Below are 25,015 nucleotides of genomic sequence, written 5' to 3' on the forward strand. Positions count from 1 at the left end.
CAGACCGCCTGGATCAACGACCCGGCCAAGCGCCGCGAACCCGCACCACAAATCTCATAGCATTACGACCGTCTCACTGGACTTGAAATCTTCCGAGGCCCGCGCCGCCCAGGACGCCGGATCCGGCCCCGTCGCCGGGCAGGCCGGGCAGAGCGCGGACGACCGGGATGAGGAACTAAAGCGGCTGCGGAGGCTGACCGCCGAGCAGGCGAAAACGATCGAGATCCTGAAAAAGTATCCATGGGCGCCCTGCGGGCGTGCACCGGCGCGCGATGAGAATGCGCCTCGGTGGCTGGTGCTCTCACGCGCCGCTGGGGTTGCTGCCGTGCGCTGGTGCGTGGGTCCCGCATGGTGGGCGATCATCGAGGGGGCTCGCCCGGCAGACGTCGGTGCCGTGTGGTACTGCGAGTCCGGAAAAAGTATGACGCTGGGGCTTGAGGGACTTCTGACTGCTGCCACGAGCGCGAATCTCAGACTCTTTGAACCGGTAGGCCCCTTCGGGCGGCGTCCGCTGGGACGACGTCATGCCCGAGGAGACTGGGATGGATGTGGTGGTGGCCCGCTGCGCGGGCCTGGACGTGCACCGCGACACGGTCGTGGCCACGGTCCGCTGGCCGGGCAAGCGCAAGAACAGCCGGGGCCAGGAGACACGGACGTATGCCACGACTCAGCGGGGGCTGGCCGAGCTGAGTGACTGGCTGCTGCTCGAGCGGGTGGAGCTGGTCGGCATGGAGGCGACCGGAATCTACTGGAAGCCGGTGTTCAGTGCGCTGGAGGAGCGCTTCACCTGCTGGCTGCTGAATGCCCAGCACATGCACAACGTGCCGGGCCGCAAGACGGACGTGGCCGACTCCGTCTGGATTGCCCAGCTGCTCGAACACGGTCTGGTGCGGCCCTCATTCGTGCCGCCCCGTGAGATGCGGGACCTGCGGGACCTGACCCGGTCACGGACGGCGGTGACGCAGGAACGGGCTCGAATGATCCAGCGGCTGGAGAAGGTGCTCCAGGACGCCGGGATCAAACTGACATCGGTGGCCTCCCAGGCGTACTCGAAGTCCGCGCGGGCGATCCTGGACGCACTGGTGGACGGGGAGCGCGATCCGAAGGTTCTGGCCTCGCTGGTCAAGGGCCGCTTGCGGTCCAAGCGGGAGAGGCTGGAGGAGGCACTCGGGCACCGTTTCCGCGTCGAACACCACGGGGTGCTCGCCCGCCGGCTGCTGGCCAACCTGGACACCCTCGATGCCGCCATCACCGAGCTGGACGCCGAGATCGCCCGCCGGCTGGAGCCGCACCAGTTGATGCTGGAGCTGTTGTGCACGATTCCCGGTGTCGGCCCGAAGACCGTCCAGGTCCTGGTCGCCGAGATCGGCCTGGACATGTCGATCTTCCCCTCCTCCGGCCATCTCGCCTCCTGGGCGGGTATCTGCCCGGGCAACAACGCCTCGGGCGGCAAGCGGCGTTCGGGTCGCACCCGACCGGGATCGCGGTGGCTCAAGCAGGCTCTGACCGAGGCGGCCTGGGGTGCGGCCCGGGCCAAGGGCACCTATCTGGCCGCCCATCATGCCCAGATCCGTGGCCGGGCCGGACGCTATAAAGCCATCGGCGCCACCCGGCACGACATCATCGTCGCCTACTGGCACATCGCCCGCGACCAGGTGCCGTTCCGGGAGCTGGGCGCGGACTGGGTCAGTCGCCGTTACTCGCCCGAGCACCGGGCCCGGCGCCTGATCGCGCAGCTCGAGGAGCTCGGCCTGAGTGTCACCACCAAACCCGCCGGATAGCCCGCCGTTCTCGCCGTCCGGTCCGGTGGCGCTGACGCCTGCCGACAAACCGGCGGATTCACATCTCAGCGACGGCCTTCTTCGCGAAGGAGAGCGACCGGTGAGCAAGATATGCCGGTTCATCCACGCGGAGAGGGCGAACTACCCGATCACGCTGCTGTGCAAGGTAACGAAGACCGCCCGCTCCACGTACTACGCGTGGGTGGCCGGACGGGAAGCCCGCGAAGCGCGGCGGCGGGCCGATGAGGCCCTGGCGCACGAGATCGCCGTGATCCACCTCGCCTCCCGGCGGAACTACGGCGTCCCGCGCGTCACCGCCGAACTGCGCCGACAGGACCGGCCGGTCAACCGCAAGCGGGTGGCGCGGGTCATGCGAGAGCACGGCATCGCCGGGAACAGCCGGCGCACCGGACGCCGCAGCCTGACCAAGGCCGACACCAAAGCCGCCCCGTCGCCGGACCTGATCGGCCGGGACTTCACCGCCACCCGCCCCGGCACGAAGATCGTCGGAGACATCACCTACATCCCCACCGCCGAGGGCTGGCTCTACCTTGCCTCGTGGATGGACCTGGCCACGCGCGAGGTGATCGGGTACTCGATGGCCGACCACCACCGCGCCGAACTCGTCGTCGACGCGCTCGACATGGCCGCCGCGCTGGGCCGCCTGGAGCCCGGCTGCGTGATCCACAGTGACCGCGGATCGGAATACACCTCCCGCCAACTGCGCCACAGAATCGGCATATTGGGGCACAGGCAAAGCATGGGTCGGACCGGGAGCTGCTTCGACAACGCCGCCGCGGAGAGTTTCTGGGCTGTACTCAAAGAGGAGATCGGCACTCGCTTCTGGCCCGACCGCGCGACAGCCCGCGCCGACATCTTCGACTTCATCGAGAGCTTCTACAACAGACGCCGCCTGCGCAAGCACATCCACTGGGGCTACCTCACGCCCCACGAGACACGCCTGCGCTACCAACAGGATCAGGCCCTCGCGGCGTAACGACGACGTGTCCAAGATCACGGGGAAACTTCAATGTCGCGCGGTCAGTACATCGACCCCAACGCGAGCCGTACGACGTTCCAGCAGTACGCCGAACGCTGGGCCGCCGCTCAGACCACCGATGTCGCCACGCGGACGGGCACGGAATACCGGCTCAGGCTGCACGCCTACCCGCACATCGGGTCGCGTCCTCTCGGCTCGTTTCAGCCCGAGCACATCCGGGAATGGTCCCGCGCGCTGGAAGACGCCGGCCTGGCTGCCTCGTATCGCCGAGTCATCTTCGCCAACGTGGCGGCTGTCTTCACGGCCGCCGTGGATGACCGGCTCGTCGCGAAGAACCCCTGCCGTGCCGCGTCGGTCAAGGCCCCGGCGGCGTCACCCAGCCGGGTTCGACCGTGGACCGCTGCGCAGGTGTTCGCGGTACGGGATGCGCTGCCCGACCACTATCGCGCGATGGTCGACGTCGGCGGTGGCTGCGGGCTGCGGCAGGGCGAGATCTTCGGTCTCCCCGTGGACGAGGTGGGTTTCCTCACGGGGTGGCTTCACGTGGGCTATCAGGTGAAGTTGGTCAACGGGCATCCCGTCTTCGCGCCGCCAAAGCGAGGCAAGGTCCGGGACGTGCCCCTTCCCAAGCAGGTGAGCCATGTGCTCGCAGCGCACATGAAGCGCTTCCCGCCGGCGGAAGTCACTCTGCCGTGGCTCACCCTGGACGGACCGCCGGTGATGAAGAAGCTGATGTTCACGACTCCCGGGGGCACAGCGGTCATTCGCAACAACTTCAACGTCAACAACTGGAGGACCGCTCTCGTCGCCGCTGGCGTGCTCCCCGAGCCCGAGCCCGGTCAGCGGGTGAAGGAGTCTCGCGAGGACGGCATGCACGCACTGAGGCACTTCTACGCGTCGGTTCTGCTCGACGCGGGGGAGAACATCAAGGCCCTGAGCGGCTGTCTGGGCCACGCGGATGCAGGCTTCACACTCCGGGTCTACACGCACCTGATGCCGAGCAGTGAGAGCCGCACCCGGAAGGCCGTCGACGGCATGTACTGGACGGCCGGTGAAGCGCACGACGGCCCAGACACGGCCCAGGCGGCATAGGGGGTGCCCCCATCAGCGGCGAAACCGCTGGTGGGGGCCTATTCGGTCCCGAGTCTGGCTTAGTTGAACTAGAACTGGTATCAGTTCTGAAACAGTGTCAGAAGATCCCAGGGAGACCCCCGCAGAGCTCCGCCAGATCTCCGGCAGATCCCCGGCGGATCGCCGGGCGGGTCCCCCGACAGATCCCCGGTGCGCGGGAGGCAGGCGTCATGACCGAGCTGGTCGAGCACGGAAAGCTGTACATCGGCGGGGAGTTGGTCGATCCCCTGGGCGCGGACACCATCGAGGTGATCTCCCCCCACACCGAGCAGGTCATCGGCCGCGTCCCGCATGCGACCGAGGCGGACGTCGACCGTGCCGTCGCGGCCGCGCGTGCCGCGTTCGACGACGGGCCATGGCCGCGGATGACGCTCGACGAGCGGATCGAGGTGGTCGGCCGGATCAAGGACGCCATCGCCGTACGGCACGAGGAGATCGCGCGCTCGATCAGCTCGCAGAACGGCTCCCCGTACTCCTGGAGCGTCCTCGCACAGGCCCTCGGCGCGATGATGGTCTGGGACGCGGCCATCACCGTCGCCCGCGACTTCAGGTACGAGGAGCGGCGCACCGGCGTGCTCGGGCCGATCCTGGTGCGGCGCGAGCCCGTCGGGGTCGTCGCGGCCGTCGTGCCGTGGAACGTGCCGCAGTTCGTCGCCGCGGCCAAGCTCGCGCCCGCGCTGCTCACCGGCTGCACGGTCGTGCTCAAGCCGTCGCCGGAGTCGCCGCTCGACGCGTACATCCTGGGCGAGATCGCGAAGGAGGCCGGGCTGCCGCAGGGTGTGCTGTCGATCCTCCCCGCGGACCGCGAGGTCAGCGAGTACCTCGTCGGGCACCCGGGCATCGACAAGGTGTCGTTCACGGGCTCGGTCGCCGCGGGCAAGCGCGTGATGGAGGTCGCCGCCCGCAATCTCACGCGCGTCACGCTGGAGCTGGGCGGCAAGTCCGCCGCCGTGATCCTGCCGGACGCCGATCTGGACGCGGCCGTTCAGGGCATCGTGCCGGCGGCCTGGATGAACAACGGCCAGGCCTGCGTCGCCCAGACCCGCATCCTCGTCCCGAGCTCCCGCTACGACGAGATCGCCGAGGCGTTCGCCGCCGCCGCGGGCGCGCTGGTGGTCGGCGACCCGCTGGACCCGGCGACCCAGGTCGGACCGCTGGTGGCGAAGCGTCAGCAGCAGCGTTCCCTCGACTACATCAGGATCGGCCAGGAGGAGGGCGCCAAGATCCTCACCGGCGGCGGCCGTCCGGCCGGTCCGGAGCGCGGCTGGTACGTCGAGCCGACCCTCTTCGGCGGCGTCGACAACGCGATGCGGATCGCCCGCGAGGAGATCTTCGGTCCGGTCATCTGCCTCCTGCCGTACGGAGAGGAGAGCGAGGCCGCGAAGATCGCCAACGACTCCGACTACGGGCTCAGCGGGAGCGTGTGGACGGCCGACGTCGAGCACGGCATCGACTTCGCGCGGCAGGTCAGGACGGGGACGTTCAACGTCAACACCTTCAGTCTCGACATGCTTGGCCCATTCGGCGGCTACAAGAACTCCGGACTGGGGCGGGAGTTCGGCCCCGAGGGCTTCGGCGAGTACCTTGAGCACAAAATGGTGCATTTGCCGTCCACGTATACATCTGCCGCTGACGCGGCGGGCGGGAGCGAGAGCTGATGGGTGACCGCTGGCATGTCGAGGTCGACCGGGGTGTGTGCATCGGCTCCGGGATGTGTGTGAACCACGCGCCGGACGGCTTCAGACTGGACTCGGCCCGTCAGTCGCATCCACAGGCGGCCGACACCGACGCCAACGAGCAGATCCTCGCCGCGGCGGAGGGCTGCCCGGTCGAGGCGATCGTGATCACGCTGACGGACAGCGGCGAGACCGTGTTCCCGCCCGAGGAGTAGCCGACCCGCCGGAGGAGTGGCCGCGTTCCCGCCCGAGGAGCAGGCACGACGGCCTGCCGTGGCTGCGGTGAACTGCCGTACGGAACCCTTCACCGGATCATGCGGGCGACAGGGCCCGGTGACCGTGCCGGTGGGGGTTCCGTGCTTGGGGCGCCGTGGGCGGCCGCGGTCGCCGGAGCCCGAGAGCGGCGCGTCGGCGGACCCCGCCCCCACGTGGCCCCGGGCGAGGCGCGGCGCCCCGTGACGGAGTAGCCTCCTGCGGTCCGGTACCGGCGATCAGAGTGGGTAGTGGTGGAGAAGTCCGAGGCCGAGCGGCTGCTCAAGCGTGCGCAGGAGGCGTTCGACGCGGAGGAGTGGCAGCAGTGCGCGCAGGCGTACGAGCTGGTGCTCGCGCACTATCCGGAGGAACGGCGCAGCGGCATCTGGTGGTACGACGCCGCGCTCGCGTACAAGTTCCTCCGCGACTGGCCCAAGGCGTACGAACTCGGGCGTGAGGCCGCGGCCCGTGCCACGCGCGGCGAGAACGACCCGGCCTTCTGGAACCTGGGCATCGCGGCCACCATCCTGCGCGAGTGGGAGGTGGCGCGCGACGCCTGGGAGGGCTACGGAATCCCGATGCCCGAGGGCGAGGGGCCGGTCGACGTCGACGGTGCGTTCGGCATGGCCTGCGTACGGCTGGAGACGGACGGCGCGTTCGAGGTCGTGTGGGCGCGGCGGCTCTGCCCCACCCGGGCGCAGGTGGTGAACGTGCCCTTCACCGGAGGGCGGCGGTTCGGCGAGATCGTCGTGCACGACGGGGAGCCGAAGGGCGAGCGGGTCTTCCAGGGCCGGAGCGTCAGTGTCTTCGACGAGCTGGTCCTCTTCGAGCCGTCCCCGCTGCCGACGCTCACGGTGACCGTGAACGCGGCGGAGGCCGACGACATCGATGCGCTGGTGGAGCTGTTCGCCGACCGCGACTTCGGTGCCGAGCCGACGAGCGGCTTCGTCCTGCACTGCGCGTGCTGCAGCGAGGGCAGCATCGAGTACGAGGGCAGCAGCGTGCACGCGGGTGCTCAGGAGGTCGCGCTTGCCGCGCCCGAGGAGGATGCGCGGCTGCTGCTCGACCAGTGGGCCGGGGAGGCCGCGATCGGGCGGAGCTGGAGCGGGCTTCAGCTGGTCGGCTGACCGGTACGGGCCTGCCGCTGCGGGTCCGTCAGGTCGATCAGCCGGCAGACCGTCTCGATGTCGATCTTCACCTGGGCTATCGAGGCGCGCCCGGAGAGCCACGTGATCAGCGCCGAGTGCCAGGTGTGCTCGATGACCCGGACCGCGGAGAGTTGCTGGGGCGTCGGGTTCTCCAGGCCCATCGCGTCCAGGATGATCGCCGTCGTCTGGCGCGAGACGGTGTCCACCTCGGGGCTGACGCTGCGGTCGGCGAAGGTCAGCGCACGGACCATGGCGTCCGCGAGATGCGGCTCACGCTGGAGCGCGCGGAAGGCCCGCATCAGGGTCTCGGCGACCCGCTCCGCCGCGCCGTCCGCGGCCGGTGGCCGCTTGCGCAGGGTCGTGTGGAGGTGCTGGAGCTGGTCCTGCATGGTGGCGACCAGCAGATGGATCTTCGAGGGGAAGTACCGGTAGAGCGTGCCCAGGGCGACCTCGGCGGCCTCGGCGACCTCGCGCATCTGCACGGCGTCGAAACCGCCCCGGCTGGCCAGCTGGGCGCTGGCGTGCAGGATGCGGCGGCGGCGGGCCTCCTGGCGCTCCGTCAGGGGAGGGGACGCCGGAGTGACTGCCTTGGCTTCCGCGGTCATGTCTCCCGTTCCCTGAGTTCGCTGCGTTCCCTGAGTGTGGACGGACCGTGCAGGACGGCACAGCATGGCAGGGGGCCGCGCCGTGGCGCGAATCACCTGATCCGGGCCTTACAGTCGGGCTACCTGCCGGTAGATTCGATGCTCCTTGAACGCTCAAGAACGATCAAGTCTGGAACTTGTTCTAGATTAGCGCGAGCAGTTACGCTCCGGCGAAAGTGCAGTGAGAAGGGGGCCGTGAGTGACCGCTGAGGCCATAGCCGCCGGGCCCCGTCCGGGTTCCGGTGCGGCTGCCGCCGGTGCGGGTGACGCCGGTGCCGGTGACCGACCGATGCGCATCGCTCTCCTCACGTACAAGGGCAACCCGTTCTGCGGGGGCCAGGGCGTGTACGTACGCCATCTGTCGCGGGAGCTCGCCCGGCTCGGGCACAGCGTGGAAGTGATCGGCGCCCAGCCGTATCCCGTGCTGGACGAGGGCGTGCCGCTCACCGAGCTGCCCAGCCTCGACCTGTACCGGCAGCCCGACCCCTTCCGCACGCCGAAGCGCGGCGAGTACCGGGACTGGATCGACCGGCTCGAGGTCGCCACGATGTGGACCGGCGGATTCCCCGAGCCGCTGACCTTCTCGATGCGGGCCCGCCGCCATCTGGTCGCGCGGCGCGGGGAGTTCGACGTCGTCCACGACAACCAGACGCTGGGCTACGGGCTGCTCGGCGACCTCGGCGCCCCGCTCGTCACCACGATCCACCACCCCATCACCGTCGACCGGCAGCTGGAGCTCGATGCGGCGGCCGACTGGAAGCGGCGCGCCTCCGTCCGCCGCTGGTACGGCTTCACGCGCATGCAGAAGCGGGTCGCGCGCCGGCTGCCGTCCGTGCTGACCGTCTCCGGATCCTCGCAACAGGAGATCGTCGACCACCTCGGGGTGCGGCAGGAGCGGGTGCGGGTCGTGCACATCGGCGCGGACGCCGACCTCTTCTCGCCCGACCCGGCGGTCGCCGAGGTGCCCGGGCGGATCGTCAGCACGTCCAGCGCCGACGTCCCGCTCAAGGGCCTCGTCTTCCTGATCGAGGCGCTCGCCAAGCTCCGTACGGAACACCCGGACGCACACCTCGTCGTCGTCGGCAAGCGCGCCGAGGACGGGCCCGTGGCGCGCATGATCGAGCGATACGGGCTGGAAGGCGAAGTCCGGTTCGTGAAGGGCATCTCCGACGCGGAGCTCGTGGACCTCGTGCGCGGCGCCCAGGTGGCGTGCGTGCCGTCGCTGTACGAGGGCTTCTCGCTGCCCGCCGCCGAGGCCATGGCCACGGGGACGCCGCTCGTCGCCACGACGGGCGGAGCGATCCCGGAGGTCTCCGGGGCCGACGGCGACACGTGCCTGGCGGTGCCGCCGGGCGACGCGGGGGCGCTGGCCGCTGCGATCGGCCGGTTCCTGGGCGACCCCGAACTGCGCCGCCGCATCGGCGCGGCGGGCCGCGACCGCGTCCTGGCCCGCTTCACCTGGGCCCGCGCGGCCCAGGGCACGGCGGACCTCTACCGCGAGGCGATCGCCGCACGTGCGGCCGCCGGGAGTGCGCGGTGACGCCCCGGCGCCCCGCGCCCACCCGATCGATCCCCGGCCGCACCACGGCCACAGGCGTGGACCAGAGGCCCACGATCCCCGCAAGGCGCGCCCCTCACCGGGGCGCCGTTACCCATCCGGAAGGGCCGAGCCCGTGCTGACCGTCGACTTCTCCCGCTTCCCGCTCGCCCCGGGCGACCGCGTGCTCGACCTGGGCTGCGGGGCCGGGCGGCACGCGTTCGAGTGCTACCGGCGCGGTGCGCAGGTCGTCGCCCTGGACCAGAACGGCGAGGAGATCCGCGAGGTCGCCAAGTGGTTTGCGGCGATGAAGGAGGCGGGGGAGGCCCCGGAGGGCGCGAGCGCCACCGCGATGGAGGGCGACGCGCTCAATCTCCCCTTCCCCGACGAGTCGTTCGACGTCGTGATCATCTCCGAGGTGATGGAGCACATCCCCGACGACAAGGGCGTGCTCGCCGAGATGGTCCGGGTGCTCAAACCGGGCGGACGGATCGCCGTCACCGTCCCGCGCTACGGACCCGAGAAGATCTGCTGGGCGCTGTCGGACGCGTACCACGAGGTCGAGGGCGGACACATCCGCATCTACAAGGCCGACGAACTGCTCGCGAAGATGCGCGAGGCGGGCCTGAAGCCGTACGGCACGCATCACGCGCACGCGCTGCACTCGCCCTACTGGTGGCTGAAGTGCGCCTTCGGCGTCGACAACGACAAGGCGCTGCCGGTCCGCGCGTACCACAAGTTGCTGGTCTGGGACATCATGAAGAAGCCCCTGGTCACCCGGCTCGCCGAGCAGGCGCTCAACCCGGTCGTCGGCAAGAGCTTCGTGGCGTACGCGACCAAGCCGCACACGCCGAAGGTGGGCGCGTGACCTCCATCGGGGGTGCCCCCGGCGAAGCCAGGGGGAGCACCGAACACCTCGTCCTGCCCGGGGTCCTCACCGCCGAGCAGGCTGCCGAGACCGTCGCCGGGATCCTCGCCGTGCAGCGTGAGGACGGGGCGATCCCCTGGTTCCGCGGGCACCACCTCGACCCGTGGGACCACACCGAGGCGGCCATGGCGCTGGACGCGGCGGGCGAGCACGAGGCGGCCGGCCGCGCCTACGACTGGCTGGCACGGCACCAGCTCGCGGACGGGTCCTGGTACGCCGCGTACCAGGACCGGGGGAACGGCGTGGACACGGCCGAACCGACGGACCGCGGCCGGGAGACCAACTTCTGCGCGTACATGGCCGTCGGCGTCTGGCACCACTATCTCGCCACCGGCGACGACGCGTTCCTCGACCGGATGTGGCCGACGGTGTACGCCGCCGTCGAGTTCGTGCTGCGACTGCAGCAGCCCGGCGGCCAGATCGGCTGGAAGCGCGAGTCCCCCGAGGACGGGGACACACCCGTCGAGGACGCCCTGCTGACGGGCAACTCGTCGATCCACCACGCCCTGCGCTGCGCTCTTGCGATCGCTGAGGAACGCGAGGAGCCGCAGCCGGACTGGGAGTTGGCGACCGGCGCACTCGCCCATGCGATACGCCGCCACCCGGAGCGGTTCCTCGACAAGTCCCGCTACTCGATGGACTGGTACTACCCGGTCCTCGGCGGCGCGCTGACGGGTGCCGAGGCGAAGGAGCGGATCGAGGAGCACTGGGACGCGTTCGTGGTCCCCGGGCTCGGGGTGCGGTGCGTGCTGCCGAACCCGTGGGTGACGGGCGGCGAGAGCTGCGAACTCGCCCTCGCGCTCTGGGCGATGGGCGAGTCCGACAGGGCGCTGGAGATCCTCCAGTCGATCCAGCACCTGCGCGCCGAGGGCGGCATGTACTGGACGGGTTACGTCTTCGAGGGCAACCGGGCCGTCTGGCCCGAGGAGCTCACCGCCTGGACGGCGGGCTCGCTGCTGCTCGCGGTGGCCGCCCTGGGGGGAGACGAGGCGACCACCGCTGTCTTCGGCGGGGAGAGGCTGCCGCGCGGACTCGACCCGGAGTGCTGCGGGTAGGGCGCGGCGCGGACCGCCTTCTCACGGTCGATCTGCACACGGACCAGATCCAGGGCTTCTTCGACGGCCCGGTGGACCAGTCGGGGACGGTGCGTACACCGCGGCGGGCTCCGTCATCACCAAGGACGTGCGCGCACCGGGACCGTGCGCCCTGCGGGCGGGCGGGGTCTGCCGGAGCCTGCGGACGGGCCCGGGGTGTCCGTGCTCAAGCGCAGGACGGGCTGGAAGTCTGCCCCCCGCCGGGCGGTGGGCCAGGGTGGCCGTTCTCACGCGCCCGGCGGGCCGGTACGCGGCGGACGGGCTCCAAGGAGGAGCCCGTCCGGAGTGAGCGTCAGTGCCGGCGCAGACGGCCGGCCACGGCGTGTCCGGCGACGAGGTACACGACCGCGGCGAGACCGTAGCCCGCCACGACCCGCGCCCAGGTGTCGTCGAAGGTGAAGAGGTCGTGCGACCAGCCGGCGAGCCAGCGGGCCACGTCCTGGACGAGGACCACCAGATCGTTGCCCCGGTTCGCCTCAAGCAGGTACATCAGGATCCACAGGCCGATGATGCCGGCCATGACGTCCGCCACGACGGTGATGACCGTCGCAGCCTGGTTCGTACCGCTGCTTCCTCTGAGAGACATAACTTTCGGATTACCGTTTTCTGTTGAACGAAACGTGGCCGAGGTCGCCCGAGTGGCGGAACGACGGGCCCCGGGAGACGCTGGCGCTTGAGGTCTCGGGGAGGTCAGGGAGGTCTGCCATGCCCACTCCGATACGCCGTACGGCCCTGGCGCTGCTGCTCTGCTGCACGCTGGTCTTCGCCACCGCCGCCTGCGGCGGCGACGACGAGGCGGGAGGCTCGGCGACACCGACGACGACTGCGGAGAAGCAGAAGTTCGCCAAGACCCGGTTCGTGGCCAACGCGGGCCTCGCGGCGGGCGCGACGTACCAGTGGATCGTCAAGCCGTACCGTGCGGGGAAGTTCAAGAAGGGCGCGGAGGGCCAGAAACTCGCCCTGGTGAAGGCGGGCCTCGCGGGCGCGTTCGCGTACAACAGGCTCAAGGCGGCGTCGAACAACGCCAAGGGCGACCCGCTGCTCTCGAAGGCCATCGCGCCGATCACCGCGGGCATCGAGGGTCTGAAGGGCCTCGGCACCAAGCTCCGCAACGGCCAGGCGAGCGACGCCGACGTCGGTGCCTTCGAGGACGTCATCAACCAGGTCAAGGACGCGGGCAAGAGCGCGGGCGCCGAGGTGAAGGACAAGGTGCCGTCCACCTCCCAGCTCAGCGGCGGCTGAGCCGGGTCGAGCCGGTCATGGTGACCGGCGCGCCGGGTTGCCTGGGTGGCCCGTGGTCGGGTGTGGCTACTTGTCGCACGTCCCCTGGTCGGCCTGGGACCGCTTGACATCGACCTTCTTCGGCGGAGCGATGGGCGTGCCGGCCTCCTTGAAGTCCGGCCCGAGGACGAGCTTCATCGGCTCCGTACCGGCGGCGTCCGTCGTGCCGGGCTTCAGTGCCGAGGCGGGCAGGCCCATGAGGTCCGCGAGCTTACGGGCCTGGTCGGCCTGGTTCGGTGCGTACTCCAGCGTCGTCCTGGCAATGTCCTCCGGGGCGTTGCCGATGCTGCTGGACTGCGGTACTCCCTTGGAGTCCTGCAGCCAGATCAGGACGTTCCTCACCGACCCGCTCGGGGCGCCGCCGTTGGCGATGGCGACGCGCACGTCCGCCTCGTCCGCGCGAGGGCCTTCGAGCAGGGCGGCCTGCTTGTCCTTGGCTTCCTTCTGTTTCTTCTTCACCTCGGTGAAGGAGACGTCGTTCTGCAGCATGCTGAAGACCTGCGGGGCCTCGACCGGATGCAGAACGACGGTGACGGGCGTGGGTTCGTCCGGGTTGTCGATCACCGGCACCGTCATCAAGGTGATGTTCTTGAGATCGATCTTGCCGAGTTCCTTGGCGAGGGTGACCAGCTTGCCGGCGCCTCCTATCCCCTTGTCCACGGTGAGGGACTTGGTGGCGGCCTCGGCGACGTCGAGCATCTTCGTCGGGCTGTCCAGCGTGTCTTCCTTCAGCTGCCGGATCATCGATGCGACGAAGTTCTGCTGCATCTCGATGCGGTCCAAGTCGCTCTCGTTCTTGAGACCGTGCCGGTTACGGAGGAACGAGAGCGCATCCTCGCCCTCGATCCTGCTTTCGCCGGCCGGCAGATCGAGCTTGGTTCCGCCGTCCTCGTCCTTGATGGGGTCCTTCAGACACACCTTGACGCCGCCGACCGCGGTGGACAGCGTCTTGACCGCGTTGAAGTCGAACATCATGAAGTGGTCGACCTCGAGGCCTGTGATGTTCTCGACCGTACGCATGGTGCAGCCCGGATCGCGGCCGTTCACACCGTAGGACTCGTTGAACCTGGTGGTGTTCGCCGAGCCGGGGACGACCTTGGTCGAGCCGTCGGGCTGCTTGGTCTCGCAGTCCGGGATTTTGATCATGAGGTCCCGGGGGAGGCTCAGCACGGTCGCGTTGCTGCGGTCCTCGGAGACGTGGAAGAGCAGCGTGGTGTCGGCGTGACCGGTGACGTTGTCCCGGTTGCCGTAGCTCTCGTTGCCCTTGCCGACGCGTACGTCGTTGCCGATGATCAGGATGTTGACCGGGCCGTCCCCCAGGACGCTGTCGCTGCCCACGTCACCGATGTCGACGGTGCTGATGTTGCCGTCGAGGCGGTCGTACCAGTAGTACGCGTACGCCGAGCTGCCGACGAGGACGAAGGCGAGGACGCCCCCGGTCCATATCAGCGCCTTCTTCTTGCCGCCCCTCTTCTGCTGCTTGCGCTTGCGGCGGCCGGAGCCGCGCGTGTCGTCCGGGGCGGGTGCGGTGCGGGGGCCGCGCTGGCCGGGGACGCGGACGGGGGCGGTGGTGCGGCCGCGGGAGGCGCTGCGGGGGCGGGGCGGCCTCGGCTGCTCCGGGGAACTGGTCAGTCGCAGTTCGTAGTCGCCGGTGTCCGGGTTGAGCACCCACTGGTCGGCGGGGTCGATCTCGTCCGCCCGCCCACGGCTCTGCGACGCATCCAAGGTTGTCCCGGTCCTCCGTCCGGTCCACACGAGTCGCCATGGCGCTCGGTTGTTCGATGCGTCACGCTATCCGGCCCGTTCGGCATTAGCGACGTCCGTGACAAGTCCACGGTCTTCGAAACCGGGCATAGTCAGCAATCCGCCTCATCTGCCACGCTGGTTTTGACATCGCTTTACTCGCAAGCGGCTCTGGCGGCACCGGTTCCAGGGAACACGGACCCGTCTTGGCTCAGGAAGGCGCGTTCGAGTGTCGGCCGGCATCCGGACCGGCCCTCGACCGAAGCGGCGAGGCTAGGTGTTCAGCTCGGCCAGGACGCGCAGGGTGTGCGGGTCCGGTGCCGTGACCAGAAGGTCCGTCACCGGGCCCTTGCGCCACAACTCCAGGCGCTCGGCGATGCGTTCGCGGGGGCCGACGAGTGAGATCTCGTCGGCGAAGGCGTCCGGGACGGCCAGCACCGCCTCCTCGCGCCGGCCGTCGGCGAACAGCCGCTGGATGTGCCGGGCTTCGTCCTCGTATCCCATCCGCGCCATCAGGTCGGCGTGGAAGTTGCGGGCGGCGTGGCCCATGCCGCCGATGTAGAAGCCGAGCATCGCCTTGACGGGCAGCAGCCCTTCGGCCACGTCGTCGCAGACGGCGGCCCGTGCCATCGGCGCGATCATGAAGTCCGGGGGGAGTGCGGTCAGTGACGCCCGGTAGACGTCCGTCCGGAGCGGGGACCAGTACAGCGGGAGCCAGCCGTCGGCGATCCGGGCCGTCTGGGCGATGTTCTTGGGTCCTTCCGCGCCCAGCAGGACGGGCAGTCCGGCGCGGAGTGGGTGGGTGATCGGCTTCAGCGGTCTGCCGAGGCCGGTGCCGTCCTCGCCCGCGTACGGGTGCGTGTGGAAGCGGCCGGCGAGCTCGACGGGGGCTTCGCGGCGCAGGACCTGGCGGATGACGTCCACGTACTCACGGGTCGCCGTCAGCGGGCTCTTCGGGAACGGGCGCCCGTACCAGCCCTCCACCACCTGCGGCCCCGACAGCCCGAGGCCGAGCATCATCCGTCCGCCGGAGAGATGGTCGAGGGTGAGCGCGTGCATCGCGGTCGCGGTGGGGGTGCGGGCGGCCATCTGCGCGACGGCCGTGCCCAGCCGGATGCGGGTGGTGTGCGCGGCGATCCAGGTCAGCGGCGTGAACGCGTCGGATCCCCATGCCTCGGCGGTCCAGACCGAGTCGTAGCCGAGGCGCTCGGCCTCACGGGCGAGGTCGAGGTGGGCGGGGTTCGGGCCGCGCCCCCAGTAGCCGAGTGCGAGTCCGAGCCGCATACGCGTCTCCCCGTTCTGACGTACCGTCAGTTCTCTGTTCCGGGGCGACTGTACGACAACGGCCCCCCGCCCGGAAGGGCGAGGGGCCGCGGCGCAGGGAAGACGGTGCGTCAGCCGCGCTGGATGCCCGAGGTGTCCTGGAGGACGCCGCGCCGGCCGTCCTGCGTCTGGGCCACCAGGGCGGGACCGCGCTGCTCGACCGCGAGGTACCAGGTGCCGGGCGCGAGCTCGGCGATCGGGGTCGGCGAGCCGTCCTCCGCGAACAGCGGCCGGGCCACCGGCACCGCGAACCAGAACGGCGCGAAGTCCGCGGCCGGCGCGGGGCCGCCCTGCTGCGGGTGGCCACCGTAGGGCTGCGGCTGGCCGGGCTGACCGGGCTGCATGCCGTACGGCTGCTGGGCGCCGGGGTAGCCGTAACCGCCCTGCGGCGGCTGCGCCCCGTACGGCTGCGGTGCCTGCGGACGCGGGGCGGGGATCAGGGCGCCCTTGAGGGCCGGGACGAGCGGGGTGGCGACGGCCGCGGCGGCGAGGAGCAGCGAGGCGATCAGGCCGAGGATGAGGGCGCTTCCCGCACCCTCCGCCTCGAAGATCCACATCAGAATGGCCCATGCCGAGGCAATCGTGAGGACGGTGCCGGCCTGGCCGAGGTCGAGACCGGCGACCTTGCGGGGCTGGGGCAGCGCACGCGCAACGACGATGAGCGCGGCGCCGACAATGCCGGGGAAGTAGGCGCCCCACCCCAGTTGTGACAGCTCCCAGGCGCTGGGAACGGCGTCGCACAGGGCGCCGGAGCAGTCGCTGATGTTGAGGAACGAGGCGATGAACAGCACCACCGCTGCTCCGATCACCACGCCATCGCCTCGAGTGAGGGAGCGGATGTTCACGTGAAGGTCCTTAGTCGTTGCGTCGGTCGGCGCGGTCGTCGGTGCCGCCGGTCGGCGGTGCACGGCGCGAGGGTCAGAGGGCGGGCCCCATCGTACGGACGCCGTGCTGTTCCGGGGGGCACCCCCCGGACCCCGGCGTGAAACAATCTATCGCTCGACGCAACTACCCCATCAGGTAGGTGGTGATGCCGTCGGCCATCCCCTGCGCCGCCTTCTGCCGCCACTCCGGGCTCTTCAGCAATGCCGCGTCCTTCGCGTCACGCATGTTGCCGCATTCGATGAACACCTTCGGAACGATGGACAGATTCAGGCCGCCGAGGTCCTTGCGCACGTCCAACCCGGTGCCTTTGCCCACGTAGTTGGAGCGTGCGCTGCCGGTGGCGTCGGCGAACGCCCCGGCGATGCGCTCGCCGAGCTCGCGCGACGGGCCGACGATCTTCGTCGTGTCCGCGGCTCCGTCCTTCACCGGGGCGGGCAGGATCACGTGGAATCCGCGGTCGCCGGAGGCGCCGCCGTCGGCATGGACGGAGATCACGGCATCCGCGGCGGCCTTGTTCCCGATACGGGCGCGTTCGTCCACACACGGGCCGAACGGGCGGTCGCCGTCCTGGGTGAATTGGACGGTTGCGCCCTGCTTCTCCAGCAGTGTGCGAAGACGGTGTGAAACATCGAGGGTGAATGCGGCCTCGGTGTAACCATCGTTGGTGGCCGTGCCCGTGGTGTCGCATTCCTTGCGGTTCGTCCCGATGTCCACGAGCTTGTTGATCTCACGGGTGTGCCGGAAGTTGCCGGGGTTGTGGCCGGGGTCGACCACGACGACCTTTCCGGCGAGGGGGAGGAGGCTCGGGCCGGGGGTCGGCGTGATGGGTGCGGTGGCGGCGCCGCTCGGCCTGGACTGTCCCTTCGGGGAGTCGCTCGCCCCGGTGGTCTGGGCACACCCGGCCAGGCAGGCCGTCGCCAGGGCGACGACCGCGACGAGGGGAAGGCGCGGCCGGTTCCGGGCGTACTGGTCGTACGGCTCGTTCGTCACGTTCGTAGACACGTCGCGATGCTAGTGGGGCCGGCTCAGATCCCCGGCCCGGTGCGACGCAGGACACGCAGCGAGTCCGTCGCCGAGACCTCGGTGAACGCGCCGGACCCCAGCGCCCTGAGGTAGATCCGGTACGGCGCCTGGCCGGTCCATTCGTCCACCGGGTCCGGGAACACGTCGTGGATGACGAGGAGGCCGCCCTCGGCCACGTGCGGGGCCCAGCCCTCGTAGTCGTTCGTGGCGTGCTCGTCGGTGTGCCCGCCGTCGATGAAGACCAGCCCGAGCTCCCGGCCCCACACCTTCGCCACCTGCGGCGACCGCCCGACGACCGCGATCACGTAGTCCTCCAGACCCGCCTTGTGCAGGGTGCGGCGGAACGTCGGCAGCGTGTCCATCCGGCCCACCTCGGGGTCCACGACCGTGGCGTCGTGGTACTCCCAGCCGGGCTGCTGCTCCTCGCTGCCCCGGTGGTGGTCGACCGTGACCGCGACGGTCCCGGCCTCGCGGGCGGCGTCCGCGAGCAGGATCGTGGACCGCCCGCAGTACGTCCCCACCTCCAGCAGCGGCAGCCCGAGCGCCGCCCCGGCCTCCGCGGCCGCCGCGTGGAGGGCGAGCCCCTCGCGTACGGGCATGAAACCCTTGGCCGCCTCGAAGGCGGCGAGGACCTCCGGCTCGGGGGCGGCGGGGGTGGCGGCTGCCATGGCGGGTCCTCCGGCTCGTGCGGGCGTCGGGCGTACTGGGCGGTCACATCGTAGGCGGAGGTGCGGTTGCGTGACTCTCGCCATCGGTGAGTGACGGAACGGTTACGCTCGGCCACGCAGCTCTCCGGCGAAACGACGGCCGCGCGGCGTGACTTGGGGGGTGACCGCCTCATGGTCCACATCCGACCCCTCGACACCCACCGTCCACGACCGACCGCAGACCGGCACTCCGCCTGGTCGGCGCGTCGGAGGCCGCTCACCCGCCGCCAGGCCATTCCGGGGCGTCCGGTTCATCCGATCTGCTGCCGGAAAGGCGTAGTGTGATGTTGTTTCAGCCGCTTCGGGCTCCTCGTTCTCCGTCTGCCGCGCAGCAAGGCCCGGCCTCTTGCAAGGCCCGCGGGCGGAGGCGGGTGTCCCCCGACGACGGGTCTTGCGATGACGTCCCTCGCCCAGTCCGGCCTCATGCTGAGTGAGCTTCTGCGGGCCAGTCACACGGCGACGTTCGAGGAACTCCCCGCGCTGTTGCGCGAGCATGCCGGGCGCGCCGGGGTGGGCAGGGCGCGGCTGTTCGTGGCGGACCTGCAGCAGGAGGTGCTCAGGGAGGTGACAGGCCGGGGCATCGACGCCGGGGCCGGCGGACTGGAGCTGCGGGTGGACGCCACCGTGGCGGGCCGCAGCTTCATGAACACCCAGGTGCTGTCCTCGACGAGCGACGGCGGCCGTCAGTACTGGCTGCCCCTCCTGGACGGCACCGAGCGGCTCGGCGTCCTGTGCGTGGACACCGATGCGGGCTCCGCCGAAAACGCCCAGGTCATGCGAGGGCTCGCATCCTTGATGGGCATCATGCTCGTCTCCAAACGGACCAACAGCGACTCCTTCGCCCGGCTCACCAGGACCAGTCCGATGTCCGTCTCGGCGGAGATGCAGTGGTCCTTGATGCCGCCGCGGACCTTCTCCAACAACCGGGTCACCATCGCGTGCGCCATGGAGCCGGCGTACGCCACCGCCGGAGACGCCTTCGACTACGCGCTCGCCGGCGAGACCGCCCACATGGCCGTCTTCGATGCCATGGGCCATGACACCACCGCCGGGCTGACCGCCAACCTCGCGGTCGCCACCTGCCGCAACCAACGCCGCCAGGGCGCCGGCCCGGCGCAGGTGTGCGACGCCATCGAAGCCGTCCTGCTCGAACAGTTCCAGCACCACTGCTATGTCACGGGCGTCATGGCCGACCTCGACCTGCGCACCGGCATGTTCACGTGGGTCAACAGTGGCCACATGCCTCCCATCCTCATCAGGGGCGGACGCTGGGCCGCGACGCTTGATTGCCCGCCCACCCACCCCATGGGGACCGACCTCGGCATTCCCGTCACCGTGTGCCACCGCCAGCTGGAACCGGGCGACCGCGTGGTGCTGTACACCGACGGAGTCACCGAGGCCCGAAGCCCGACCGGCCAGGAGTTCGGCCGCCGGCGATTCGTGGACTTCATCATCCGCCACCAGGCCGACGGCCTGCCGGTCCCCGAAACGCTGCGCCGCCTCGTCCACGCCGTGCTCGAACACCACGGCAAACTCACCGACGACGCGACCGTGCTTCTCTGCGAATGGCATCACCCCTACTCGGCAAGGGCGAGCGAGACATCCGCTGCGCCGCCGCCGACGCCGGCCGGCGCAGGGAGCAGCCCGGCGTCCGTGCCGCCACCGGCCCCCGCGCAGCCCGGATCGCCGTAGGGCCCGGTCCGGCCCGCGGCCGAGGTCACCGCCCACAGCGCGACCGCGCAGCGGGACCGCGCCCTCTGGTCGACCCGGGCGCGATCCGATGACATCTGACCTTCCGTCAGATTGGAACGTGTTCTAGTCTGCCCCGCATGGGGAGCGGAAGCACCGGAAGCGTCGGAATCACCCAGGAGCAGCGCGAGTTGGCGGACTCCGTGCACCGCCTGCTCGCACGGTCCGTGCCGCCCGAAGCCGTACGGAAACTGCTCGACGCGCCCGAGGGTGCTTCCGGCGGCCGGCCTGCGTACTGGGACGGGGCGGCGGAGCAGGGCCTCCACGGGCTGCATCTGCCCGAGGAGTACGGCGGCGGAGGCGGCACGCTCCTCGACCTCGCCGTCGTCCTGGAGGAGACCGGGCGGGCCGCGCTGCCCGGCCCGTACCTGCCGAGCGTGCTCGCCTCCGCCGTGCTGGCCCGCGCCGGGCGCGGCGATCTGGCGGAGCCGCTCGCCGACGGGCGGCGCATCGGGGCCGTCGCCCTCGGGCCCGGTGCACTCACTGCGCGACCGGCAGAGCGGGGCGGAGGGTACGCACTCGACGGCACCGCACCGCCCGTGCTCGGCGCCGCGCACGCCGATCTGCTCGTACTCTGCACGGCCGGCGGCTGGTTCGCCGTGGACGCTGCGGACCTCTCGGTGCGCGGACACGAGAGCGCCGACCCGACCCGGCCCACGGCCGAGGTCACCGCCCATGGCGTGACCGTGTCACGGGACCGCGTCCTCGACGTCGACCCCGCCCTCGTACGGGACCTCGCCGCCGTGCTGTTCGCGGCCGAGGCCTGCGGGACCGCCGCGTGGGCGCTGCACACGGCCACCGAACACGCCAAGGTGCGCGAGCAGTTCGGGCGACCCATCGGACAGTTCCAGGCGGTCAAGCACCTGTGCGCGGACATGCTCGTACGCGTCGAGCAGGCGCGGGCCCTGACCTGGGACGCGGCAAGGGCCGCCGACGACCACCCGCAGGTCCGCGGCCTCACCGCCGCGCTCGCCGCGTCCGTCGCCCTCGACGCCGCGTACAGCTGCGCCAAGGACTGCATCCAGATCCTCGGCGGCATCGGCTTCACCTGGGAGCACGACGCCCATCTCCACCTCCGCCGGGCCGTCGTCGCCCGCCAGCTCCTGGGACCCGGCGACGCGCACCGCACCGCAGCCGTGCGGCTCGCGGCGGCGGGCGCCCGCCGCGAGCTCCGCCTGGAGCTCCCCGCCGAGGCGGAGCCGTACCGTCCGGCCGCACGGGAGGCCGTCGCCCCCGCCCGCGGACTGGACCCGGCCGCCGCCCGCCGCGCCCTCGCCCCCACCGGCTACGCGGCCCCGCACCTCCCGCCCCCGTACGGCCTCGGCGCCGGGCCGCTCCAGCAGCTCGCCGTCCAGCAGGAGCTGCGGGCAGCCGGTGTCAAGGTCGCCGACCTGGGCATCGCGACCTGGGTGGTGCCCTCCCTCATCGCGTACGGCACCGAGGAGCAGCAGGACCGCTTCCTCGGCCCCACCCTGCGCGGCGACCTGCTGTGGTGCCAGCTCTTCTCCGAGCCCGGCGCAGGGTCCGACCTCGCCTCCCTGCGCACGAAGGCGGAACGCACCGCGGACGGCTGGCGGATCACCGGGCAGAAGGTGTGGACGAGCGCCGCCCAGTGGGCCGACCACGGCATCCTCCTCGCCCGTAGCGACCCCGAGGCCCCGAAGCACCGGGGCCTCACCTACTTCATCGTCGACATGCGGACCACGGACGGCATCGACATCCGCCCGCTGAAAGAGATCACCGGCGAGTCCCTCTTCAACGAGGTGTACTTCGACGGGGCGCTGCTCCCCGCCGACGCCGTCGTCGGCGAGGTGAACGACGGCTGGCGGGTGGCCCGCAACACCCTCGGCAACGAACGCGTCCACATGGCCGACCAGCTGACCTTCGACACCGGACTGGAGGAACTGATCGCGCAGGCGCCCCGCCTCGACGACACGTACCGGGCCCGGATCGGTGGGCTCGCCGCCGAGGCGCACGCCCTCGCCTGCCTAGGACTGCGCACGGCCCTGCAGCAGGTCGACGGCATGGAACCGGGTCCCGGCGCGTCCGTGCGCAAGCTCGTCCAGACCCCGCACCAGCAGAGGGTCGCCGAACTGGCCCTCGAACTCCTCGGCCCGGCGGGCGCCGTCCGCGAGGGCGCGGGCGAACGGGCCGTGCACGGACTGCTGTTGTCCCGCTGTCTGACCATCGCGGGCGGCACCACCCAGGTCCAGCTCAACGTCGTCGCCGAGCGCATCCTCGGCCTGCCGCGAGACTGAAGGAGCCCCGAAGACATGAAGAGCTACATCGTCGGTGTCGGCATGACGAAGTTCGAGAAGCCCGAGTCGAGGGACTGGCAGTACTGGGACATGGCCAAGGAGGCGGGATCGGCGGCCCTGGCCGACGCGGGCATCCCGTACGAGCGCGTCCAGCAGGTCCCCGTCGGCTACTGCTTCCAGGCGTCGACGGCCGGACAGCGGGCCGTGTACGAACTCGGCCTCACCGGGGTCCCCGTCTACAACGTCAGCAACAACTGCGCGACCGGCTCCACGGCGCTGATGATGGCCCGGCAGTTCGTCGAGGGCGGGATCAGCGACTGCGTGCTCGCGCTCGGCTTCGAGAAGATGAAGAAGGGCGCGCTGGGCGGGGGAGCCGACGGAGGGGACTTCACGACCTCGCCCGTGGCCCGGCACTACGGGATCATGGCCGCGGCCCACGGCTTCGAGATGACCCCGCCAACCGCCCAGATCTTCGGCAACGCGGCGCGCGAGCACATGGAGCGCCACGGCACGACCCCTCGCCAGCTCGCCGCCGTCGCCGCCAAGAACCACCGGCACTCGGCGAACAATCCGAACGCCCAGTTCCAGGACGTCTACGACGTCGACGAGATCCTTGCCGCCAAGCCGATCCACCAGCCGCTGACCAGGCTCCAGTGCTCGCCGACCTCCGACGGGTCGGCGGCGGCCGTCGTCGTCTCCGAGCGGTTCGTCGTCGAGCACGGACTGCACGACAGGGCCGTCGAGATCGCCGGACAGGCCATGGCCACCGACACCGCCGACTCCTTCGTGCCCGGCTCCTGCATCGACGTGGTCGGCAGGCCCATGTCACGGGCCGCGGCCCGGCGGGCGTACGAGGCGTCCGGCCTCGGCATCGAGGACATCGACGTCATCGAGCTGCACGACTGCTTCTCCGTCAACGAGCTGCTGACGTACGAGGCGCTCGGGATGTGCGCGGACGGCGAGTCGGGCAAGCTCGTCGAGTCCGGGGCGACGACGTACGGGGGCCGGTGGGTGGTCAACCCGTCAGGCGGGCTGATTTCCAAGGGGCATCCGCTGGGCGCGACCGGCCTGGCCCAGGCCGCCGAGCTGACCTGGCAGCTGCGCGGTGAGGCGGGGACCCGGCAGGTGCCGGGCGCCCGGACCGGTCTTGCGCACAACATCGGGCTGGGCGGGGCGGCCGTCGTGACCGTGCTGCGAAAGTCCTAGGACCTCCCGGTCCCGCTGAAGGTCCTAGGACCCCCGGTCCCGCCGTCCTTAAGTCGAAATCCTGATGTACGGAACGACAGGCGCCTGCGACGATGACGGTCATGACCTATGCCCCTTCCGGCACAGCGGACACCCGGATCTCGGCCCCAAACCGCGCCGCCCAGCGTATGTGGGCCGTCGTCCTGGCCGCCTGCGCGGGGCAGTTCCTCGTCGTCCTCGACGTGTCCGTGGTCAACACGGCTCTGCCGTCGATGCGGGTCGACCTGGGGCTGAGCGCCATCGGACTGCAGTGGGTGGTCAACGCGTACTCGATCGCCTTCGCCGGATTCATGCTCCTCGGCGGGCGCGCAGGGGATCTGTTCGGGCGCAAGCGGATGTTCCTGGTGGGGCTCGGGCTCTTCACCGCCGCGTCGCTCGCCGGCGGGCTCGCGGAGGAAGGCCGGCAGCTGCTCGCAGCCCGGGCCGGGCAGGGCCTCGGCGCCGCGGTGCTCGCCCCGTCGACGCTGACGTTGCTCACCTCGGCCGTACCGGAGGGCCCGGCCCGAGCGCGCGCCATCGCCACCTGGACCGCGGTCGGCGCGGGCGGCGGCGCGGCGGGCGGGCTCGTCGGCGGGCTGCTGACCGACGCCTTCTCCTGGCGCTGGACCCTGCTGATCAACGTGCCCGTCGGCGCGCTCGTGATCGCCCTCGGCGCCTGGTGGCTCACGGAGAGCCGCGCGGCGGGTGGGGACACCTCCCATGCCGAAGGCCGTGGGGGACGCCGCCGGCTCGACCTGCCGGGCGCTGTGCTCGTGACGGCGGGTCTCACGACCCTCGCGTACGGGATCGTCCAGACCGAGAAGGACGGCTGGACCGACCCCGCGACCCTCGTCCCCCTGATTGCCGGGCTCGCGCTGCTCGGCGCCTTCGTCGCGGTCGAGGCGCGGGCGAACACGCCGCTGATGCCGCTGAAACTGTTCCGGATGCGCTCGGTGTCGGCGGCGAACGCGGCGATGTTCAGCTGTGGCGCCGCGATGTTCTGCATGTGGTTCTTCATGACGCTGTACGCGCAGAACGTCCTCCACTACAGCCCGCTGGCCGCCGGGCTCGCCCTGATGCCCAGCTCGCTCGCGGTGATCCTCGGCTCCAAGCTCGCCCCGCGGCTGATGCCGGTCCTCGGTGCCCGCAACGTGGCCGTGCTCGGAGTGCTGGTGTCCGCGGCGGGCTTCGGCTGGCAGTCCACGATGGACGCGCACGGCTCGTACCTGACCACGATCATGCTGCCCGGCATCGTGATGATGGCGGGCGCCGGCTTCGCGGGCACCCCGCTCGCCGCCCTCGCCACCTCGGGTGCCGCGCCGGGCGACGCGGGCCTCGTGTCCGGGCTGATCAACACCTCCCGGGTGATGGGCGGTGCCCTCGGGCTCGCCGTGCTGTCGACGGTCGCGGCGGCGAGGACGGGCGGGGCGACGGATCCGGAGGCGCTGACGGCGGGGTATGCGCTGGCGTTCAGGACGGGGACGGGGATCCTGGTGGGCGGGGTGGTGCTGATGCTGCTCTGGCTGCCGAGGGACCGTGGCGGGCGGGCCTGACGCCTGGGCACCTGCGGCGGGCCTTCTCCCCGGCGGGGCTCGGTCCGAGTCTGTCCGGTGTTCGAGGACGCACGCCCG

The 25,015-nt window shown here is 70.9% G+C and carries 20 protein-coding genes and 1 pseudogene; 14 read left to right on the forward strand and 7 right to left on the reverse strand.

Annotation, left to right across the window (positions count from 1 at the left end; all coding sequences use genetic code 11):
- The first annotated feature begins 524 nt into the window (after positions 1–524).
- From ABT078_RS22365 to ABT078_RS22390, 6 genes and pseudogenes are all read left to right on the forward strand, one after another.
- The gene (locus ABT078_RS22365) at positions 525–1,781 is read left to right on the forward strand and encodes an IS110 family RNA-guided transposase (protein WP_351230360.1); all 1,257 of its coding nucleotides are present in this window, start codon (positions 525–527) and stop codon (positions 1,779–1,781) included.
- Between the two features lie 25 nt (positions 1,782–1,806).
- Complete coding sequence (locus ABT078_RS22370; RefSeq protein ID WP_351230530.1) at positions 1,807–2,778, forward strand: IS3 family transposase; 972 nt, start codon at positions 1,807–1,809, stop codon at positions 2,776–2,778.
- Positions 2,779–2,802: 24 nt separating this feature from the next.
- Positions 2,803–3,873, forward strand: a pseudogene (locus tag ABT078_RS22375) (tyrosine-type recombinase/integrase); the annotation flags it as partial.
- 209 nt (positions 3,874–4,082) lie between these two features.
- Positions 4,083–5,570, forward strand: coding sequence for an aldehyde dehydrogenase (locus tag ABT078_RS22380; RefSeq protein ID WP_351230364.1), 1,488 nt, complete (start codon positions 4,083–4,085; stop codon positions 5,568–5,570).
- Positions 5,570–5,803, forward strand: coding sequence for a ferredoxin (locus tag ABT078_RS22385; RefSeq protein ID WP_351230367.1), 234 nt, complete (start codon positions 5,570–5,572; stop codon positions 5,801–5,803). The genes ABT078_RS22380 and ABT078_RS22385 overlap by 1 nt, the downstream gene beginning before the upstream one ends.
- A gap of 291 nt (positions 5,804–6,094) precedes the next feature.
- Positions 6,095–6,967, forward strand: coding sequence for a tetratricopeptide repeat protein (locus ABT078_RS22390; RefSeq protein WP_351230369.1), 873 nt, complete (start codon positions 6,095–6,097; stop codon positions 6,965–6,967).
- Here ABT078_RS22390 and ABT078_RS22395 read toward each other — a convergent pair.
- Positions 6,952–7,593 carry a TetR family transcriptional regulator gene (locus ABT078_RS22395; protein WP_351230371.1) on the reverse strand — a complete coding sequence of 214 codons (642 nt, stop codon included), beginning with the start codon at positions 7,591–7,593 and terminating at the stop codon, positions 6,952–6,954. The two genes, ABT078_RS22390 and ABT078_RS22395, sit on opposite strands and share 16 nt — an antisense overlap.
- A gap of 238 nt (positions 7,594–7,831) precedes the next feature.
- On the opposite strand from ABT078_RS22395, the gene ABT078_RS22400 reads away from it, so the two are divergent.
- The 3 genes from ABT078_RS22400 to ABT078_RS22410 all read left to right on the forward strand — a co-directional run bounded on the left by ABT078_RS22400 (position 7,832) and on the right by ABT078_RS22410 (position 11,152).
- Entirely contained in the window at positions 7,832–9,172 is a 1,341-nt protein-coding gene (locus tag ABT078_RS22400) for a glycosyltransferase family 4 protein (RefSeq protein WP_351230373.1), read from the forward strand.
- Positions 9,173–9,305: 133 nt separating this feature from the next.
- Positions 9,306–10,037 (forward strand): class I SAM-dependent methyltransferase, encoded by a 732-nt coding sequence (locus ABT078_RS22405; RefSeq protein ID WP_351230375.1) that lies wholly within the window; start codon positions 9,306–9,308, stop codon positions 10,035–10,037.
- 5 nt (positions 10,038–10,042) lie between these two features.
- A complete protein-coding gene (locus tag ABT078_RS22410) occupies positions 10,043–11,152 on the forward strand; it encodes a prenyltransferase (RefSeq protein WP_351230532.1) in 1,110 nt (369 codons plus the stop codon).
- 331 nt (positions 11,153–11,483) lie between these two features.
- Here ABT078_RS22410 and ABT078_RS22415 read toward each other — a convergent pair whose 3' ends face one another.
- Positions 11,484–11,777: a hypothetical protein gene (locus tag ABT078_RS22415; protein WP_351230377.1), complete on the reverse strand. Its 294-nt coding sequence runs from the start codon at positions 11,775–11,777 to the stop codon at positions 11,484–11,486.
- A 119-nt stretch (positions 11,778–11,896) separates the two neighbouring features.
- On the opposite strand from ABT078_RS22415, the gene ABT078_RS22420 reads away from it, so the two are divergent.
- Complete coding sequence (locus ABT078_RS22420) at positions 11,897–12,433, forward strand: hypothetical protein (RefSeq protein ID WP_351230379.1); 537 nt, start codon at positions 11,897–11,899, stop codon at positions 12,431–12,433.
- A gap of 66 nt (positions 12,434–12,499) precedes the next feature.
- Here the strand turns inward: ABT078_RS22420 and ABT078_RS22425 are convergent, their stop codons facing one another.
- The 5 genes from ABT078_RS22425 to ABT078_RS22445 form a co-directional block, all read right to left on the reverse strand.
- Positions 12,500–14,197: an LCP family protein gene (locus tag ABT078_RS22425; RefSeq protein WP_351230381.1), complete on the reverse strand. Its 1,698-nt coding sequence runs from the start codon at positions 14,195–14,197 to the stop codon at positions 12,500–12,502.
- 291 nt (positions 14,198–14,488) lie between these two features.
- The gene (locus ABT078_RS22430) at positions 14,489–15,499 is read right to left on the reverse strand and encodes an LLM class F420-dependent oxidoreductase (protein WP_351230383.1); all 1,011 of its coding nucleotides are present in this window, start codon (positions 15,497–15,499) and stop codon (positions 14,489–14,491) included.
- Between the two features lie 110 nt (positions 15,500–15,609).
- On the reverse strand, positions 15,610–16,383 hold the full coding sequence (locus ABT078_RS22435) for a hypothetical protein (protein WP_351230385.1): 774 nt from the start codon (positions 16,381–16,383) through the stop codon (positions 15,610–15,612).
- Positions 16,384–16,546: 163 nt separating this feature from the next.
- Positions 16,547–17,425: an N-acetylmuramoyl-L-alanine amidase gene (locus tag ABT078_RS22440; protein WP_351230387.1), complete on the reverse strand. Its 879-nt coding sequence runs from the start codon at positions 17,423–17,425 to the stop codon at positions 16,547–16,549.
- A gap of 23 nt (positions 17,426–17,448) precedes the next feature.
- Positions 17,449–18,114: a class I SAM-dependent methyltransferase gene (locus tag ABT078_RS22445; protein ID WP_351230389.1), complete on the reverse strand. Its 666-nt coding sequence runs from the start codon at positions 18,112–18,114 to the stop codon at positions 17,449–17,451.
- Between the two features lie 435 nt (positions 18,115–18,549).
- Here ABT078_RS22445 and ABT078_RS22450 point away from each other — a divergent pair, with 435 nt between their 5' ends.
- From ABT078_RS22450 to ABT078_RS22465, 4 genes are all read left to right on the forward strand, one after another.
- Positions 18,550–19,845 (forward strand): PP2C family protein-serine/threonine phosphatase, encoded by a 1,296-nt coding sequence (locus tag ABT078_RS22450; protein ID WP_351230391.1) that lies wholly within the window; start codon positions 18,550–18,552, stop codon positions 19,843–19,845.
- Between the two features lie 137 nt (positions 19,846–19,982).
- The gene (locus ABT078_RS22455) at positions 19,983–22,160 is read left to right on the forward strand and encodes an acyl-CoA dehydrogenase family protein (RefSeq protein ID WP_351230393.1); all 2,178 of its coding nucleotides are present in this window, start codon (positions 19,983–19,985) and stop codon (positions 22,158–22,160) included.
- Positions 22,161–22,175: 15 nt separating this feature from the next.
- On the forward strand, positions 22,176–23,366 hold the full coding sequence (locus tag ABT078_RS22460) for a lipid-transfer protein (protein WP_351230395.1): 1,191 nt from the start codon (positions 22,176–22,178) through the stop codon (positions 23,364–23,366).
- 92 nt (positions 23,367–23,458) lie between these two features.
- Complete coding sequence (locus ABT078_RS22465) at positions 23,459–24,937, forward strand: MFS transporter (protein ID WP_351230397.1); 1,479 nt, start codon at positions 23,459–23,461, stop codon at positions 24,935–24,937.
- Positions 24,938–25,015 lie beyond the last annotated feature (78 nt).

This window comes from Streptomyces sp. NPDC002133 (assembly GCF_040296405.1).
In the GTDB taxonomy this organism is placed as follows: Bacteria; Actinomycetota; Actinomycetes; order Streptomycetales; family Streptomycetaceae; genus Streptomyces.

Excerpts from the sequence above, each read along its gene's own strand:
- ABT078_RS22365 (WP_351230360.1), top strand. The coding sequence starts at position 525 with ATGCCCGAGGAGACTGGGATGGATGTGGTGGTGGCCCGCTGCGCGGGC.
- ABT078_RS22380 (WP_351230364.1), top strand. The coding sequence starts at position 4,083 with ATGACCGAGCTGGTCGAGCACGGAAAGCTGTACATCGGCGGGGAGTTG.
- ABT078_RS22385 (WP_351230367.1), top strand. The coding sequence starts at position 5,570 with ATGGGTGACCGCTGGCATGTCGAGGTCGACCGGGGTGTGTGCATCGGC.
- ABT078_RS22395 (WP_351230371.1), bottom strand. The coding sequence starts at position 7,593 with ATGACCGCGGAAGCCAAGGCAGTCACTCCGGCGTCCCCTCCCCTGACG.
- ABT078_RS22415 (WP_351230377.1), bottom strand. The coding sequence starts at position 11,777 with ATGTCTCTCAGAGGAAGCAGCGGTACGAACCAGGCTGCGACGGTCATC.
- ABT078_RS22420 (WP_351230379.1), top strand. The coding sequence starts at position 11,897 with ATGCCCACTCCGATACGCCGTACGGCCCTGGCGCTGCTGCTCTGCTGC.
- ABT078_RS22430 (WP_351230383.1), bottom strand. The coding sequence starts at position 15,499 with ATGCGGCTCGGACTCGCACTCGGCTACTGGGGGCGCGGCCCGAACCCC.
- ABT078_RS22445 (WP_351230389.1), bottom strand. The coding sequence starts at position 18,114 with ATGGCAGCCGCCACCCCCGCCGCCCCCGAGCCGGAGGTCCTCGCCGCC.
- ABT078_RS22450 (WP_351230391.1), top strand. The coding sequence starts at position 18,550 with ATGACGTCCCTCGCCCAGTCCGGCCTCATGCTGAGTGAGCTTCTGCGG.
- ABT078_RS22455 (WP_351230393.1), top strand. The coding sequence starts at position 19,983 with ATGGGGAGCGGAAGCACCGGAAGCGTCGGAATCACCCAGGAGCAGCGC.
- ABT078_RS22460 (WP_351230395.1), top strand. The coding sequence starts at position 22,176 with ATGAAGAGCTACATCGTCGGTGTCGGCATGACGAAGTTCGAGAAGCCC.
- ABT078_RS22465 (WP_351230397.1), top strand. The coding sequence starts at position 23,459 with ATGACGGTCATGACCTATGCCCCTTCCGGCACAGCGGACACCCGGATC.